The 14,493-nt window shown below is 69.8% G+C and carries 13 protein-coding genes; 5 read left to right on the top strand and 8 right to left on the bottom strand.

All coding sequences use genetic code 11. The features are described from left to right. Positions 1–121: 121 nt before the first annotated feature. The 6 genes from R0D99_RS00405 to R0D99_RS00380 form a co-directional block, all read right to left on the bottom strand. Entirely contained in the window at positions 122–331 is a 210-nt protein-coding gene (locus tag R0D99_RS00405) for a DUF2788 domain-containing protein (protein ID WP_317749463.1), read from the bottom strand. Beyond that, complete coding sequence (locus R0D99_RS00400; protein WP_317749462.1) at positions 331–1,197, bottom strand: DUF2189 domain-containing protein; 867 nt, start codon at positions 1,195–1,197, stop codon at positions 331–333. Before R0D99_RS00400 ends, R0D99_RS00405 begins: the two co-directional genes overlap by 1 nt. A 207-nt stretch (positions 1,198–1,404) precedes the next feature. Beyond that, positions 1,405–1,959: a Spy/CpxP family protein refolding chaperone gene (locus tag R0D99_RS00395; protein ID WP_317749461.1), complete on the bottom strand. Its 555-nt coding sequence runs from the start codon at positions 1,957–1,959 to the stop codon at positions 1,405–1,407. Positions 1,960–2,134: 175 nt separating this feature from the next. Further along, positions 2,135–2,557, bottom strand: coding sequence for a Cu(I)-responsive transcriptional regulator (gene cueR / locus R0D99_RS00390; RefSeq protein WP_317749460.1), 423 nt, complete (start codon positions 2,555–2,557; stop codon positions 2,135–2,137). 8 nt (positions 2,558–2,565) lie between these two features. Further along, positions 2,566–2,736, bottom strand: coding sequence for a heavy-metal-associated domain-containing protein (locus R0D99_RS00385; protein WP_317749459.1), 171 nt, complete (start codon positions 2,734–2,736; stop codon positions 2,566–2,568). A gap of 190 nt (positions 2,737–2,926) precedes the next feature. Continuing rightward, the gene (locus R0D99_RS00380) at positions 2,927–3,454 is read right to left on the bottom strand and encodes a hypothetical protein (protein ID WP_317749458.1); all 528 of its coding nucleotides are present in this window, start codon (positions 3,452–3,454) and stop codon (positions 2,927–2,929) included. Between the two features lie 236 nt (positions 3,455–3,690). Between R0D99_RS00380 and R0D99_RS00375 the strand changes: the two genes are divergently transcribed. Then, positions 3,691–6,036 carry a heavy metal translocating P-type ATPase gene (locus tag R0D99_RS00375; RefSeq protein WP_317749457.1) on the top strand — a complete coding sequence of 782 codons (2,346 nt, stop codon included), beginning with the start codon at positions 3,691–3,693 and terminating at the stop codon, positions 6,034–6,036. Between the two features lie 69 nt (positions 6,037–6,105). Beyond that, the gene (locus R0D99_RS00370) at positions 6,106–6,690 is read left to right on the top strand and encodes a hemerythrin domain-containing protein (protein ID WP_317749456.1); all 585 of its coding nucleotides are present in this window, start codon (positions 6,106–6,108) and stop codon (positions 6,688–6,690) included. On the opposite strand, the gene R0D99_RS00365 is transcribed toward R0D99_RS00370, so the two are convergent. Together R0D99_RS00365 and R0D99_RS00360 are read right to left on the bottom strand one after the other, a co-directional pair. Then, positions 6,691–8,097 (bottom strand): sensor histidine kinase, encoded by a 1,407-nt coding sequence (locus R0D99_RS00365; RefSeq protein WP_317749455.1) that lies wholly within the window; start codon positions 8,095–8,097, stop codon positions 6,691–6,693. A 5-nt stretch (positions 8,098–8,102) separates the two neighbouring features. Further along, complete coding sequence (locus R0D99_RS00360) at positions 8,103–8,822, bottom strand: response regulator transcription factor (protein ID WP_317749454.1); 720 nt, start codon at positions 8,820–8,822, stop codon at positions 8,103–8,105. Positions 8,823–8,943: 121 nt separating this feature from the next. On the opposite strand from R0D99_RS00360, the gene R0D99_RS00355 reads away from it, so the two are divergent. Genes R0D99_RS00355 through R0D99_RS00345 form a run of 3 tightly spaced genes read left to right on the top strand, consistent with a single transcriptional unit; the run spans position 8,944 to position 14,488 of the window. Continuing rightward, complete coding sequence (locus R0D99_RS00355) at positions 8,944–10,170, top strand: TolC family protein (protein WP_317749453.1); 1,227 nt, start codon at positions 8,944–8,946, stop codon at positions 10,168–10,170. A gap of 5 nt (positions 10,171–10,175) precedes the next feature. Continuing rightward, on the top strand, positions 10,176–11,408 hold the full coding sequence (locus tag R0D99_RS00350; protein WP_317749452.1) for an efflux RND transporter periplasmic adaptor subunit: 1,233 nt from the start codon (positions 10,176–10,178) through the stop codon (positions 11,406–11,408). Beyond that, the gene (locus R0D99_RS00345) at positions 11,405–14,488 is read left to right on the top strand and encodes a CusA/CzcA family heavy metal efflux RND transporter (RefSeq protein WP_317749451.1); all 3,084 of its coding nucleotides are present in this window, start codon (positions 11,405–11,407) and stop codon (positions 14,486–14,488) included. Before R0D99_RS00350 ends, R0D99_RS00345 begins: the two co-directional genes overlap by 4 nt. Positions 14,489–14,493: the final 5 nt, after the last annotated feature.

Below are 14,493 nucleotides of genomic sequence, written 5' to 3'. Positions count from 1 at the left end.
CGCCGCGCCGCGCGAGTGGGGACAACTGCCGGCCCGGCGGCCGCGCTGTGGACAACCCGCGGCTTGTGCCAGCGTCATCCACAGGTTTGTCCCGGGGGTCTTGCGGCGGGCGGGGGCAGCCCTACTGGCCGATGAACCACTCGATCAGCATCTTGGCCACGAAGCCCACCATGCCGAAGCCCAGCGCCAGAAACAGCACGAAGGTGCCGAACTTGCCGGCCTTGGCTTCCCAGGCCAGGTGCCCGATGATGAAGACCATGTAGAGCATGAACGCGCCCACGCCAATCGTGAGGCCGAACCAGGCGATCTGCTCTTCGTTGAAACCGAACATCAGGCTTTTCCTTCGGGCGGCAGGCGCTCCGGCAGGTTGCTGGTGTCGACCAGCGCGCGGTAGGCGTGCCAGCTGGCGTGGCCCAGCCACGGCAGGATCACGATCAGGCCCAGCACCATGGTGGCCATGCCCAGCAGCGTCAGCCCCATGATGAGCGCGGCCCACAGCGCCATGGCGCCGGGGTTGGTCATCACCGTCTGCCAGCTGGTCAGCACGGCCTGCAGCACGTCGACCCGCCGGTCCAGCAGCATCGGCATGCTGACCACGCTGGACGCGAACAGCGGCGCCGCCATCAGCGCGCCCATGGTCAGCCACAGCTCGAACAGGTAGCCCCGGTGCGTCAGCACGACATGGCGCAGAAAGTCGGTCGGCGTGTTGACCGGCGCGGGCGCCAGCACGGTGATGAGCGCGGCCGAGGTCAGCACCCAGCCGGTGCCGGCCAGCGACAGCAGCAGGCCGAAGCGCACCAGGCTCCAGTAGCCGCCGTGCACCGCATAGCGCGAAAACTGCCAGCGCGTCCACGTCTTGCCGATGGTGCGCAGGTTGGCCGGCTCGCCGCGCTCCAGCGCGCGCGACAGCGCGTACAGGCTGGTGGCCAGCACCGGCGCCACCACCAGAAAGCCCGAGAACGCGCCCGCCAGCAGCCAGAACTGGTCGCGCGCCAGCATCAGCAGCAGCAGGCCGAAGGTGGTCAGCAGCATGCCGTGCAACAGGCTGGGCATGCCGATGCGCCACAGGTCGCGCCAGCCCAGCGCCAGCCAGTTCAGGGGCGCCGTCAGCGCAACGGTGCGCACGTCGGGCAGCTTCAGGGTGCCGCGCGGCGGGCGCGGCGGCAAAGGAGGGGGGGGTGGGGCGGTGTAGGGCACGTGCGCAGCTTACGTCCAATCGGCCCGCGCGCCCAGAGCGGTGTGGCGCCGGGGCCGCAGGACTGCAAAAAGTATAGCTGCTTGCGTAACACCCGCCAGCGCAATGTGCCCGAATCGGCATAAAAAAACGGCGCCCTGACGGTGCAGGACGCCGTGGGCCCTAGGAGTCTGCGCCGCGCCAGGGTGGGGTCAGCCCATGATGGCCGGTCAGCGGCCCATCATGCCCGGGCCGCCATGCATGTGGCCGTGCATGCCGCCACCGTGCATGCGACCTTCGCCGCGCCCGCCGCGCATCGGGCGGCTGTCGAAGGTCTTCTGCTGCTCGGGCGTCAGCTGGGCGTAGAAGGTCTTCACCGCGTCGCTGCGCTGCTTCATGTGCGCCTGGCGCTCGGCCATGCGCTTGTCCATCAGGTCCAGGCGCTGCGGCGTGGTCAGCTGCGCCATCTGCGCGCGGTCCATCATCGGGCCGCGCTGGCCCATGGCGGGCGGCTGGCTGGCGGCGACGAACTGGTTCCACGCGCCTTCCTGCGCCGGGGTCAGCTTCAGGTCGCTTTTGAGCGCGGCCAGCCGCTGGGCGCGGCGTTCGGCCATGCGCTGCTGCATCTGCGCCGGGTCCATGCGTTTGCCGCCGGGGCCGGGGCGTGCGGCCGAGGCTTCGCCCGCCGCGGGCTGGTTGGCCGGCGCGGGCGCCTGGGCGATGGCAAGGGCGCCACTGGCGGCCAGCACAGCGGCGATCAACAGGCGTTTCGGGGTCAGAGTCATGATCCATGTCCTTTCAGTCATGCGCTCGGGATACGAGCCTGGCCGGCAGGCCTGCGGGAAGCAAGGCACGGCACCGGCTTGGCATGCAGTGTGCGCGGCGCGTGTATCGCGAACTTCAGTGGCGCATGTCGGTTTGTAAAGTTGGATGACATGGCCGCGTGCGCGGCGTGCGCCGTCACGTGCCCGCCAGCTGGTCGAGGATGGGGCACTCGGGCCGCTCGTCGCCATGGCAGCATTGCAACAGATTTTGTAGCGTGCTGCGCATGTCCTGCAAGGCGGCGATGCGTTTTTTGAGGTCGTCCAGGTGCGCCTGCGCCACGCGCTTGACGTCGGCGCTGGCGCGCTGGCGGTCGTGCCACAGGCTCACCAGCTCGGCGATCTCGGCCATCGAAAAACCCAGGTCGCGCGCCCGCTTGATAAAGCGCAGCGTGTGCACGTCGGCCGGCGCGTACAGCCGGTAGCCGCCATCGGTGCGCGTGATGTCGCCCAGCAGCCCGAGCGATTCGTAATGCCGCACCATCTTGGCCGACACGCCGGAGGCGCGCGCGGCCTCGCCGATGGTCACCGGCAGCGTGGACGGTGCCGACGCTGCGGGCATGGGCGCGCTCACGCCGCCACCGCGTAGCCTTCCTCGCGGATGGCGGCGGCAATCGCGTCGTACGGCTGGGTGGACTGCACTTCCACCCGATTCTCGGCGCGGTCAATCTTCACCTCGGCCTGCGGATCGAGCGTCTTGATCGCCCGCTTCACGGCCATCTCGCAGTGGCCGCAGGTCATGCCGGTGACGGTGAATTGCTGGGGGGGTGGTCATGGGTGCTCCTTTCAGCGTGATCGATCAGGGGATCATGAACCTTGACATGAGGGGAGTGTCAAGTGGGCAATGATCGACGTCGCACTGCAGTGTTCGTTGGTTTTTGACGGGAAAATCGGAAGAGCCTAAGAACCTTAGAGGATAAGACATATAGTTTTATGCGTCACCCTTCATATATTTCAGAAGAACGGCTGTAGCTTCGTGTATGGCTTCTGGTTCTTCCAAGCTCCATTCCCGTATAACGCGAAGGGCATCATTGCACTCTCTAAAAATATGGATATTAGCTTCTACTGAATTTAGCGAAAAACCCTTCCTGCCTCGGAGTGAGCCCTTTGTCCTAATCCATCGATGTGAATCGCTAGATTCCACAGCATAAAAAGAATGAACCACCCGATTGCGATAGTCCTCAGCTGCATAGAGCGCTTTTCGCACGTCAGCAGCTTCTATTTTTGACAGTTTTGGGTGCCGTTCTAATCGACGAGGAAAGATTTCTACGAGAAGATCGACTTTCTGTTTAAAGCTCATTGCTGCAGAGACGAGATACTGATCGTCTTTTTCGTGCATGCGGAGAAGCAAAGCCAATTCCTCAGCCAACCATTGCTCAACTTGTTGGAATCTGACTACAGTCTGACCTATGGCTCGAAATAGCGAGTCTGTTTGATCGATTAGATTGTTTTGATTCATGATGGTTAGTATTAATTTTGGGCAGAATTTTATTCGATTGTTACTTCGCATACTATGCGTCAACTCACATCGCTACAGTGTTTGGCCTTCTAAGCTGCCGGGCGAAGAAACATCAGGCGACGGGGACGTAAAGCATTCCGCGCCCCATCGGGGTCTTGACCCTCCCATCATGTCAAGCCCCACACTCGCCCCCATGAACGAAACCATCACCCCCCCTCGACCTTGGCATCGGCGGCATGACCTGCGCCAGTTGCGTGGCGCGGGTCGAGAAGGCCTTGAAGAAGGTGCCGGGCGTGCAGGACGCGGCGGTGAACCTGGCGACCGAGAGTGCGCGCGTCACCCTGGCGTCGGACGCGGGCGGCGCTGCTGCCATGGAGCCTGTACTGCGCCGCGCCGTGCGCGACGCCGGCTACGAGCCGCGCGCGGCCGATGCCGCCATCGACGCTGCCGACGTGGGCCCGTGGGCGGGCTTCTGGCCCGTGGGCGTGGGCCTGCTGCTGTGCGCGCCGCTGGTGCTGCCGATGCTGGGCATGCCCCTTGGCTGGCACTGGATGCCGCCGCCGTGGGTGCAGTTTGTGCTGGCCACACCGGTGCAGTTCTGGCTGGGCGCGCGCTTTTACAAGGCGGCGTGGGGCGCGCTGAAAAGCGGCAGCGGCAACATGGAGCTGCTGGTGTCGATCGGCACCACGGCGGCGTGGCTGCTGTCGATGTGGCTGTGGCTGGGCAAGCCGCACGCCGATGGCCATGTGCCGCACCTGTATTTCGAGAGCGCCGCCGTGGTGGTGACGCTGGTGCGCCTGGGCAAGTGGCTGGAAGAGCGCGCCAAGCGGCAGACCACGTCCGCCATCCGCGCGCTGCACGCGCTGCGGCCCGAGGTGGCGCACCTGATCGACTGGGACGGCGCCGAAAAAGACATCCCGGTCGATGAACTGCGCGCGGGCGACCAACTCGCCGTGCGCCCCGGCGAGCGCATTCCCGCCGACGGCACGGTGACGGAAGGCGCCACGCAGGTGGACGAATCCATGCTCACGGGCGAGCCGCTGCCGGTGGCCAAGGCGGTGGGCGACAAGCTCACGGGCGGCGCCATCAACGGCGACGGCCGCGTGCTGATGACCGTGACGGCGGCCGGCGCCGAGAGCGTGCTGGCGCACATCATCCGCCTGGTGCAGGACGCGCAGGCCGTCAAGGCGCCGGTGCAGCGGCTGGTGGACAAGGTAGCGGCGGTTTTTGTGCCGGTGGTGCTGCTGATCGCGCTGGGCACCTTTCTGGGCGGGTGGCTGCTGGGCGGCCTGGGGCTGGAGACGGCCCTGATCCGCGCGGTGGCGGTGCTGGTCATCGCCTGCCCGTGCGCGCTGGGGCTGGCCACGCCGACGGCCATCATGGCGGGCACGGGGGTGGCGGCGAAGTTCGGCATCCTGATCAAGGACGCCGAGGCGCTGGAAGTGGCGCACCAGGTCGATACGGTGGCGTTTGACAAGACCGGCACGCTGACGGTGGGCCAGCCGCGCCTGCTGGCGCTGGTGGCGGCGCCGGGCGTGGACGAGGCGGCGGCGCTGAAGACCGCGGCCAGCCTGCAGTCGGGCAGCGAACACCCGCTGGCGCGCGCCGTGCTGGCGGCCGCGCGCGAGAGCGGCCTGGCCGCCGACGCGCCGCAGGACGTGCAGGCCGTGCCCGGACGCGGCACGCAGGGGCGCGTGGCGGGGCACGAGGTGCTGATCGGCAGCCAGCGCTGGATGGGCGAACTGGGCGTGAATCTGCAGCCTTTTGAGGCGACAGCGCACGACCAGCAAGCGCAGGGCGCTACGGTTTCCATAGTAGCGGTGCGCACGGCCGACGGCGGCACCCCGCAGGCGGTAGCGCTGCTGGCGTTTGGCGACGAGCCCAAGCCCGGCGCGCGCGCCGCCATCGACGCGCTGCACGCGCGCGGCATCCGCTGCGTGATGATTTCGGGCGACAACCGCGGCGCCGCCGAAGCCATGGCGCGGCGGCTGGGCCTGAAGCCGGAAGACGGCGAGGTGCTGGCCGACGTGCTGCCGGGGGACAAGGCGGCGGCGGTGCAGGCGCTTCAATCCAACGCCCTCCCCCGCTGGGCGGGGGCCGCCCCCGCCGAAGGCAGCGCCGCGCCGGCCGATGCGGCGCAGCCCCCATCCCCACCTTCCCCCAGCGGGGGAAGGGGCAAGAAGCCGCACGGCGGCCACCATGTGGTCGCCATGGTCGGCGATGGCGTCAACGACGCGCCCGCGCTGGCGGCGGCCGACGTGGGCATGGCCATGGGCAGCGGCACCGACGTGGCCATGCACGCGGCGGGCATCACGCTGATGCGCGGCGACGTGGCGCTGGTGCCGGCGGCGCTGGACATTTCGCGCCGCACGGTGGCCAAGATCCGGCAGAACCTGTTCTGGGCCTTCGTCTACAACGCGGCCGGCATTCCGCTGGCGGCGCTGGGCTACCTGAGCCCGGTGCTGGCCGGCGCGGCGATGGCGCTGTCGTCGGTCAGCGTGACGACCAACGCGCTGCTGCTCAAGCGCTGGAAGCCCGACGAGCGCGCGCCACAGCGCGGATCGGACACGCCGGAGCCTTGACTCACATCATGCCGGGCGCCGCACGCGACACTTACACTTTGGGCTGACCGAATACTGGAGAGACGCATCATGAGGCACCGGAGTCTGGAGATCATCCGCGACGAGCATTCGTCGCTGGCAGCCATGCTGCAATCGATGCGCATGATGGTCGACCGCGGGCCGCAGGACAACCCGAAGAACTTCTTCGACGTGCTGCGGGCGATGCTGTTCTACATCGACGAGTTTCCCGAGCGGTTGCACCACCCGAAAGAGACCGAGCTGCTGTTTCCCCGCGTCAAGAAGGCGTCGCCCCACACGGCCGACGCCATTGCCCGGCTGGACCGCGACCACCAGTACACCGAAATCGCCGTGCGCGACATCCAGCACCTGCTGCTGGGCTGGGAACTGATGGGCGAGTCGCGCAAGCAGGTCTTCCTGCACGAATTCACCAAGTACGTCAGCCAGTACCTGGAGCACATGCGGCTCGAAGAATCGGTGATCCTGCCCGAGGCCGAGCGCACGCTGACCGAAGCCGACTGGAAAGAGCTGGACGCCGAGTTCGAGAAGAACTGCGACCCGCTGACCGGCAAGTACAAGCCCGACCCGGTGTACGAGCAGCTGTTCACCCGCATCGTGATGAACGCCCCGGCGCCCATCGGCCTGGGCGGCGGCTGATCAGCTCATCGCGCCTGCGCCCGCGGGCTGCGTCAGCGGCAGCGTGAAGCGCGCCGCCAGCCCGCCGCCGGGCGTGGCGTCCAGTTCGAAGTGCGCGTCCAGCAGCTGGGCGTAGCGCTGCACGATCGCCAGCCCCAGCCCCGCCCCCTGCCCCAGCGCGCACCCGTCGGCGCCCTGCACGCCGCGCGCCAGCGCCAGCGTACGCTCGTCGGGCGGCATGCCGGGGCCGTTGTCCTGCACTTCCAGCGTGGCGGCGTCGCCCTGCGCCGACAGCAGCAGCGTGATGCGCGGCGCGGCGCCGGTGGTGGCGTAGCGCAGCGCGTTGTCGATCAGGTTGTCGAGCACGCCCTCCAGCAGCAGGGCGTCGGCGCGCACCCACACCGGCGTGTCGAGCCCGCTGGCGCCCAGGTCGGCGCCGGCGGCGTCGGCGCGCGGCAGCCAGCGCAGCAGCACCTCGCGCGCCAGATCATGCAGCGGCACGGCCTTCAGCTGCAGGGCGGCGCGGGCCTCGTCGGCGCGCGCCAGCGCCAGCAGCTGGTCGACGCAGTGGCTGGCGCGCGCCTGGCTGCGCAGGATGCCCTGCAGCTGCGCGCGCCACTGCGCCGGGTCGTCCTGCGACAGCGCGTATTCGGCCTGCGCGCGGATGCCGGCCAGCGGCGTGCGCAGCTCGTGCGCCACGTTGCCGCTGAATTCGCGCTGCGCCGCCAGGCTGTCGCGCAGCCGCGCCAGCAGCGAATTGATCGAATGGCCCAATCGCGCGATGTCGCGCGTGGGCGCGGCGGCGGCCAGCGGCGCGGGCAGGGGCGACAGGTCGTCGGCGTCGCGCTGGTCCACCGCGTCTTCCAGCCGGGCCAGCGGCCGCAACTGGCGCCCGATGCCGCTGCGCAGCCACACCACCAGCAGGGCCAGCAGCACGGCCTGGGCGGCGGCCGAATACAGCACCAGCTCGCGCAGCAGCGCGCGCCGGCCGCCGATGGTCTGCGCCATCACGACGACGAAGGTGTCGCTGGCCTTGCGCCGCAGGCTGACCATGCGCACCGCGCGGCCGTGGATGCTGTCGTCGTGGAAGACGTGGCCCAGCGCCGGCAGCGGCGCCTGCGGCACCGAGCCGTGCCCCGCCAGGAACCGGCCGCCGAGCGAGCGCACGACGAAGAATTCCTGCTCGGTCTGGTCAAACAGCAGCGCCGCCATTTCGGCCTGGCTCAGCGCCAGCTGCGGGCCTTCGGGGCCGGATTCGACCTGCGCGGCCACGGCGTAGGCGTCGTCCAGCAGCGCGCGGTCGTAGGCCTGGTGCACGTAGCGGCTGGCGATCCACAGCGCGACGCCGGTGCCGACGCTCCAGGTCAGCACCAGCGGCAGCGCCACGCCCCACACCAGGCGCGTGCGCAGCGATGCCGGCCGGCCCATGGCGCTCAGTCGTCCCGCGCCGGGGCGCGGGCGTCGTCGTCGTCGGCCTCGATCAGGTAGCCCAGCCCGCGCAGGGTGCGGATCTGCGCGCCGCTGCCGGCCAGCTTCTTGCGCAGGCGCGAGATGAAGGCTTCCAGCGCGTTGTCGCCCAGCGGGTCGTCGTTGTCGGACAGCTTGTCGGACAGCATGCGCTTGCTGACCACGCGGCCGGGCGGGGTCAGCAGCTCCCACAGCACCTCGAACTCGCGCGCCGGCAACTCCCACGGCGCGTCGTGCAGCGCCAGGCGGCGCGCGCGGCGGTCCAGCACCAGGCGGCCCAGCACCACCCGGTCGTCGGTGGCGTGGGCGCGGCGCAGCAGCGCGCGCAGGCGGGCCTCGACCTCGGCCAGCTCGAAAGGCTTGCCCAGATAGTCGTCGGCGCCGGCGTCCAGGCCGGCGATGCGCTGTTCGGTGCGGTCGCGCGCCGTCAGCACGATGACCGGGGTGCGGTCGCCGCGCGCGCGCGCCTCGCGCAGCAGGTCGAGCCCATTGCCCAGGCCGCTGCGCGGGTGCGCGCTGGCGGGCAGGTTCAGGTCCAGCAGCACGGCGTCGAACGGCTGCGTGCGCCACCACAGGCGCGCGGTGTCCATGTCGGCGGCGGCGTCCACGCGGTGGCCGTGCGCGCGCAGGCTGCGCTGGACGATGTCGGCCAGCACCGGGTCGTCTTCGACGAGGAGGATGCGCATGGCTACGTGATTTTGCGGTGGGCGCTGGTCAGGTCGCGGTCAGTGGTGCGGTGCGACAAACAGCCGCATGTTGGAAAGCAGATTCACCAGATCGCTATTGTGCGCGTGCGCCTGGCTGGCCGTGGCCCTGCCGGCGGCTGCGCAGTCGCTCACGCTGCCGCAGGCGCTGCAGGAGGCGCGCGCCAACCTCGACGTGGCCATCGCCCGCGGCGGGCTGGAGGCGGCGCGCGCCGACATTTTGGCGGCCAACCACGCGCCGCTGCCGGTGCTGTCGGCCAAGGTGTCGTCGATCGATTTGCAGCACGGCATTGGCGCCGGCCCGCTGCTGACGCGCAAGCGGCTCGACAAGGGCGTCGGCCTGGACTGGACCTGGGAGCGCGGCGACAAGCGCGCCCTGCGCACCCGCGCCGCCCACGAGGCGGTGGGCGCCGCGCAGGAAGACCTGCAGGACGTGGTGGTGCAGCAGCTGCTGGCCACGCAGGGTGGCTTCTACGACCTGCTGGCCGCGCAGCAGAAGCTGGAATTGATGCAGGCGCTGGTGGGCGATGCGCGCCAGCTGGCCGACACCGCCGGGCGCCGCGTGCGCGCCGGCGACCTGGCGCGCCAGGACGCCAACCGCATCGAGATCGAGGCCGAGCGCGTGCGCGCCGACGCCCTGGCCGCCGAGCTGGACCGACAGCGCGCCGCCCTGGTGCTGGCGCAGCTGGTGGGCCGCATGCCGCAGGCCGAGCGCCTGGCCGTGGAGGGCGGCTGGCCCACGCCGCCCGCGCCGGGCGACGCCGACCTGGCGCTGCTGCTGGAAGGCCGCGCCGACGTGCGCGCCGCCCAGGCCCGCGTGCGCGCGGCGCAGGCGGCGGTCGACAGCGCGCGTGCGCTGCGCCGGTCCGACGTCACGGTCGGCGCCTCGTTCGACCATTACCCCGGCACCAGCAACCGGCTGGTGGAGCTGCGCGCGCAGATGCCGCTGACCTGGGGCTACGACTACCAGGGCGAGATCGGCCGCGCGCTGGCCCAGCTGCGCCAGGCCGAGGACCAGCTGGAAAAAACCCGCCGCGGCGCCGCCGCCGACCTGCGCCGCCTGCAGCTGGAAGCGGCCACCGCGCTGGCCCGCGCGCGCCACTACGAAACCGACGTGCTGCCGCGTGCGCGCGAAGTGGCCCAGTCGGCCGAAATCGCCTACCAGAAGGGCGCCCTGCCCCTGACCGACCTGCTGGACGCGCGCCGCACGCTGCGCGCGACGCTGCTGGACGCGCTGGGCACGCGCGTCGACGCGGCCAAGGCGGCGGCCGCCTGGCAGCTGCGCGCCCAGCCGCTGCCACCCGAATTCATCGCCCAACGACTGCCCTGACGTTCATGCGCCTGCCTCTGCCCTCCCCCCTTCTTTCGGTGCTGGCCGCCGCCTGCCTGCTGGCCGGGTGCGGCCGAGAAGCGCCGCCGCTGCCGCCTGAGCCGCCGGCCCCCATCCTGCAGGGCAAGCAACTGCGCTACCCGCCCGATCACCCGCAGCTCAAGCTGATCGAGACCGCCGCCGCCGAGCAGGTGACCAGCGTGCCCGCGCAGCTGCCGGCGCGCCTGGTGTGGGACGAGTCGCGCACGCAGCGCATCTACCCGCCGTTTGCCGGCCGCGTGGGCGCGATTCGCGTCGACGTCGGCCAGCGCGTGGCGGCGGGTGCGGTGCTGGCCGACCTGGCCTCGCCCGATTTCGCCGTGGCGCAGGCCGACACCGCCAAGGCCGAGGCCGACGCCAGCGTGGCCGCCAAGGCGCTGGCGCGCCAGCGCGAGCTGTACCAACTGGGCATTGCCGCGCGCAAGGACGTGGAACAGGCCGAAGGCGACGCCGCGCGCGCCCGCGCCGAGGTGGCCCGCGCCAGTGCGCGCACCCGCATGTACGGCGGCGGCGCGGCGGTGAACCAGCAACTGGCCATCCGCGCCGGCATCGGCGGCGTGGTGGTCGAGCGCAACATCAACCCCGGCCAGGAACTGCGCCCCGACCAGTACGGCCCGGCCACGCCGCCGCTGTTCACCCTGACCGACCCGACCACGCTGTGGGTGCAGGTGGACGCGCGCGACATGGACGTGGAGGCGCTGCGCCCCGGCCAGACCTTTGTGCTGCGGCTGGCGGCGCTGCCCGACATTCCGTTCGAGGCGCGCGTGACGGCGGCGGCCGACGTGATCGACCCCGGCACGCGCACCATCAAGATCCGCGGCGTGGTCGACAACCCCGAGCGGCGCCTGAAGGCCGAGATGCTGGGCACGGCGCTGATCGAGCGCGCGCACCAGCGCGGCGTGTCGGTGCCGGCCAGCGCGGTGACGCTGCGCGGCGCCGAGCACTGGGTGGTGGTGCAGACCAGCCCCGGCGTGTTCGAGCGGCGGCTGGTGGACACCAGCGAGGAAGGCGCGCGCGACGTCATCGTGACCAGCGGCATCCGCCCCGGTGAAAAGGTGGTGAGCGAGAACGCGCTGCTGCTGCTGCGCCAGTTCCGCCTGGCCGAGCAGGAGGCCAGCGCGCCCGCACCCGGTGCGTCGGGCGCCACGCCCGCCGCCCAGCCCCCGGCCAGCGCTGCCAGCGAGCGGTCCGCGTCATGAGAAAGCTGATCCACTACGCGCTGCACCAGCCGCTGTTCATCGTGCTGGGCACGCTGCTGTTCGCCATGGCGGGCATCATCGCGTTCCAGAACCTGTCGGTGGAGGCGTTTCCCGACGTCACCGACACGCAGGTGACGGTGATCGCGCTTTACCCCGGCCACGCGGCCGAAGAAGTGGAAAAGCAGGTCACGCTGCCGATCGAGGTGGCGCTGTCGGGCCTGCCCAGTTCCATCCGCGTGTTCTCGCACACGCAGTTCGGCCTGTCGTTCACCGTGGTCACGTACGACGACAAGGCCGACGTGCTGCAGGTACGCGCGCAGGTGAACGAGCGCCTGCGCGGCGTCGACCTGCCGCCGGGCGTGGAGGCCAACATCGCCCCCAACGCCACGCCGGTGGGCGAGATCATGCGTTACCGCCTGGTGGGCGACGGCAAGACCACGACCGAGCTGCGCACCATCGAGGACTGGGTGGTCGAGCGCGCCCTGCGCCAGGTGCCGGGCGTGGCCGACGTGGTGGCGATGGGCGGCTTCATCAAGCAGTACGAGGTGCAGCCCGATCTGGAAAAGCTGCGCGCGCACAAGCTGACGCTGCAGAACCTGCTGGACGCGCTGGGGCGCGGCAACGCCAACGCGGGCGGCAGCTACGTGGCGCAGGGCGCGCAGCAGTACGCCATCCGCGGCATCGGCTTTTTGCAGTCGCCCGACGACATTGGCCGCATCGCCATCAAGGCGCAGAACGGCACGGCGGTGCTGGTGCGCGATGTGGCGGACGTCAGGGTCGGCGCCGTGCCGCGCCTGGGCACGGTGGGCCAGGACGACATCGACGACGTGGTGACCGGCATCGTGGTCATGCGCAAGGGCGAGAACCCGAGCGTGGTGCTCAAGGGCGTGAAGGCCACCATCGAGCGCCTGAACGACCGCGGCCTGCCGCGCGGCGTGCAGATCGTGCCTTACTACGACCGCACCTGGCTGATGGGCAAGACGCTGTCCACCGTGTTCCGCAACCTGGTGGAAGGCGCGCTGCTGGTGTCGCTGGTGCTGTACCTGTTCCTGTCCAACTTCCGCGCCAGCCTGGCGGTGGTGGTGATCATTCCGCTGTCGCTGCTGGCCACGTTTCTGGGCCTGAAGATCATGGGCGTGCCGGCCAACCTGCTGAGCCTGGGAGCGATGGACTTCGGCATCATCGTGGACGGCGCGGTGATCGTGATCGAGAACATCATGCACCGCCTGGCCGAAAAGGGCGAAGGCATGCGCGACGAGGAGCGGCGCGAAGTCATCACGGAAGCCGCGACCGAGGTGGGCCGTCCCACGCTTTTTTCCATGCTCATCATCATCGCCGCGCACATTCCCATCTTTGCGCTGCAGCGGCATGAAGGCCGCATCTTCCAGCCGATGGCGCTGTCGGTCACCACGGCGCTGGTCGGCTCGCTGATCTTTTCGCTGACGCTGGTGCCGCTGCTGGCGTACTGGATGCTGCGCCGCAAGCTGCCGCACCACGACAACCGCCTGGTGGACTGGTGCAAGCGCGTGTATCGCCCGGTGCTGCTGTGGGCGCTGGACAACCGGCGCAAGGTGATGATTGGCGCGGTGGTGGCGTTTGCGCTGTCGATGGGCGTGGCGGCGCGGCTGGGGTCGGAGTTTTTGCCCGAGCTGAACGAGGGCACCATCTGGGTCAACGTGCGCCTGCCCTCCAGCATCTCCAACGCCGAGGCGGCCAACACGCTGCACACGGTGCGCAAGGCCCTGCTCACGGTGCCCGAGGTGCGCACGGCGGTGTCCAAGGCGGGCCAGCCAGAAGACGGCACCGACCCCAAGACGATCAGCATGGCCGAGGTGTTTGTCGACGTGAAACCCGCCGAGGAATGGCGCAAGGGCCTGACCAAGGAGCGGCTCATCGAGGAGATGGACCGCGCGGTGTCGGCCATTCCGGGCATGGAGCCCACCTTCTCGCAACCGATCCGCGACAACGTGCTCGAATCGATTTCGCAGATCGACGGCCAGATCGTCATCAAGGTGTCGGGCGACGACCTGACCGAGCTGCGTCACGTCACGGAAGAGATCGAGACCCAGATTCGCCGCGTGCCCGGTGTGTACCGCGCCGAAATTGACCGCCTGGGCGAGCTGCCGCAACTGCAGATCGAGATCGACCGCGAGGCGGCGGGACGTCTGGGCCTGAACATCCAGGACGTGCAGGACGTGATCGAGACCGCGCTGGCCGGCAAGGCCGCCACGCAGATCTGGGAGGGCGAGCGCAAGTTTGCCGTGGCGGTGCGGCTGCCGGAAGACCGGCGCGGCATCGCGCGCCTGCCGCAGACGCTGGTGCCCACGCCCGACGGCGGATCGGTGCCGCTGGGCAACGTGGCGCGGCTGAAGGAAACCAGCGGCGCCATGAACATCGCGCGCGAGAACGGCCGCCGCACCATGGCCATCGGCATCTTCATCAAGGACCGCGACATGGGGTCGGTGGTGCACGACATGCAGGCGCGCGTGGAGCAGAACGTCAAGCTGCCGCGCGGCTATGCGGTGACGTGGTCGGGCGAGTTCGAAAACCAGGAACGCGCCATGAAGCGGCTGTCGGTGGTGGTGCCGATCTCGCTGCTGCTGATCTTTGTGCTGCTGTTCGACGCCTTCAAGTCGTTCAAGATGGCGGCGCTGATCCTGCTGAACGTGCCGCTGGCGCTGATCGGCGGCTTCGTGGCGCTGTGGGCGCTGTCGATTCCGCTGTCGGTGTCGGCGGCCATCGGCTTCATCGCGCTGTCGGGGCAGGCGGTGCTGAACGGGGTGGTGATGCTGTCGGTGTTCCAGCAGCTGCGCGAAGCCGGCAACTCGGCCGAGGACGCGGCGCGGCTGGGCAGCATGCAGCGCCTGCGCACCGTGCTGATGACGGCGATGCTGGCCGCGCTGGGCATGCTGCCGATGGCGCTGTCGCGCGACATCGGCGCCGAGACGCAGCGCCCGCTGGCCATCGTCATCATCGGCGGGCTGGTCACGGCCTGCCTGCTGACGCTGGTGGTGTTGCCGGCGCTGTACGTGGCGTGGTTTGGCGAAAAGAAGCCAAAAGAGCAGGCAGCGCTGGCCTGATCAGT

The sequence above is a fragment of the Ottowia sp. SB7-C50 genome (assembly GCF_033110285.1).
Classification (GTDB): Bacteria; Pseudomonadota; Gammaproteobacteria; order Burkholderiales; family Burkholderiaceae_C; genus Ottowia.
The sequence above is the reverse complement of the archived record's forward strand: the minus strand, read 5'-3'. Positions and strand labels throughout refer to the sequence as shown.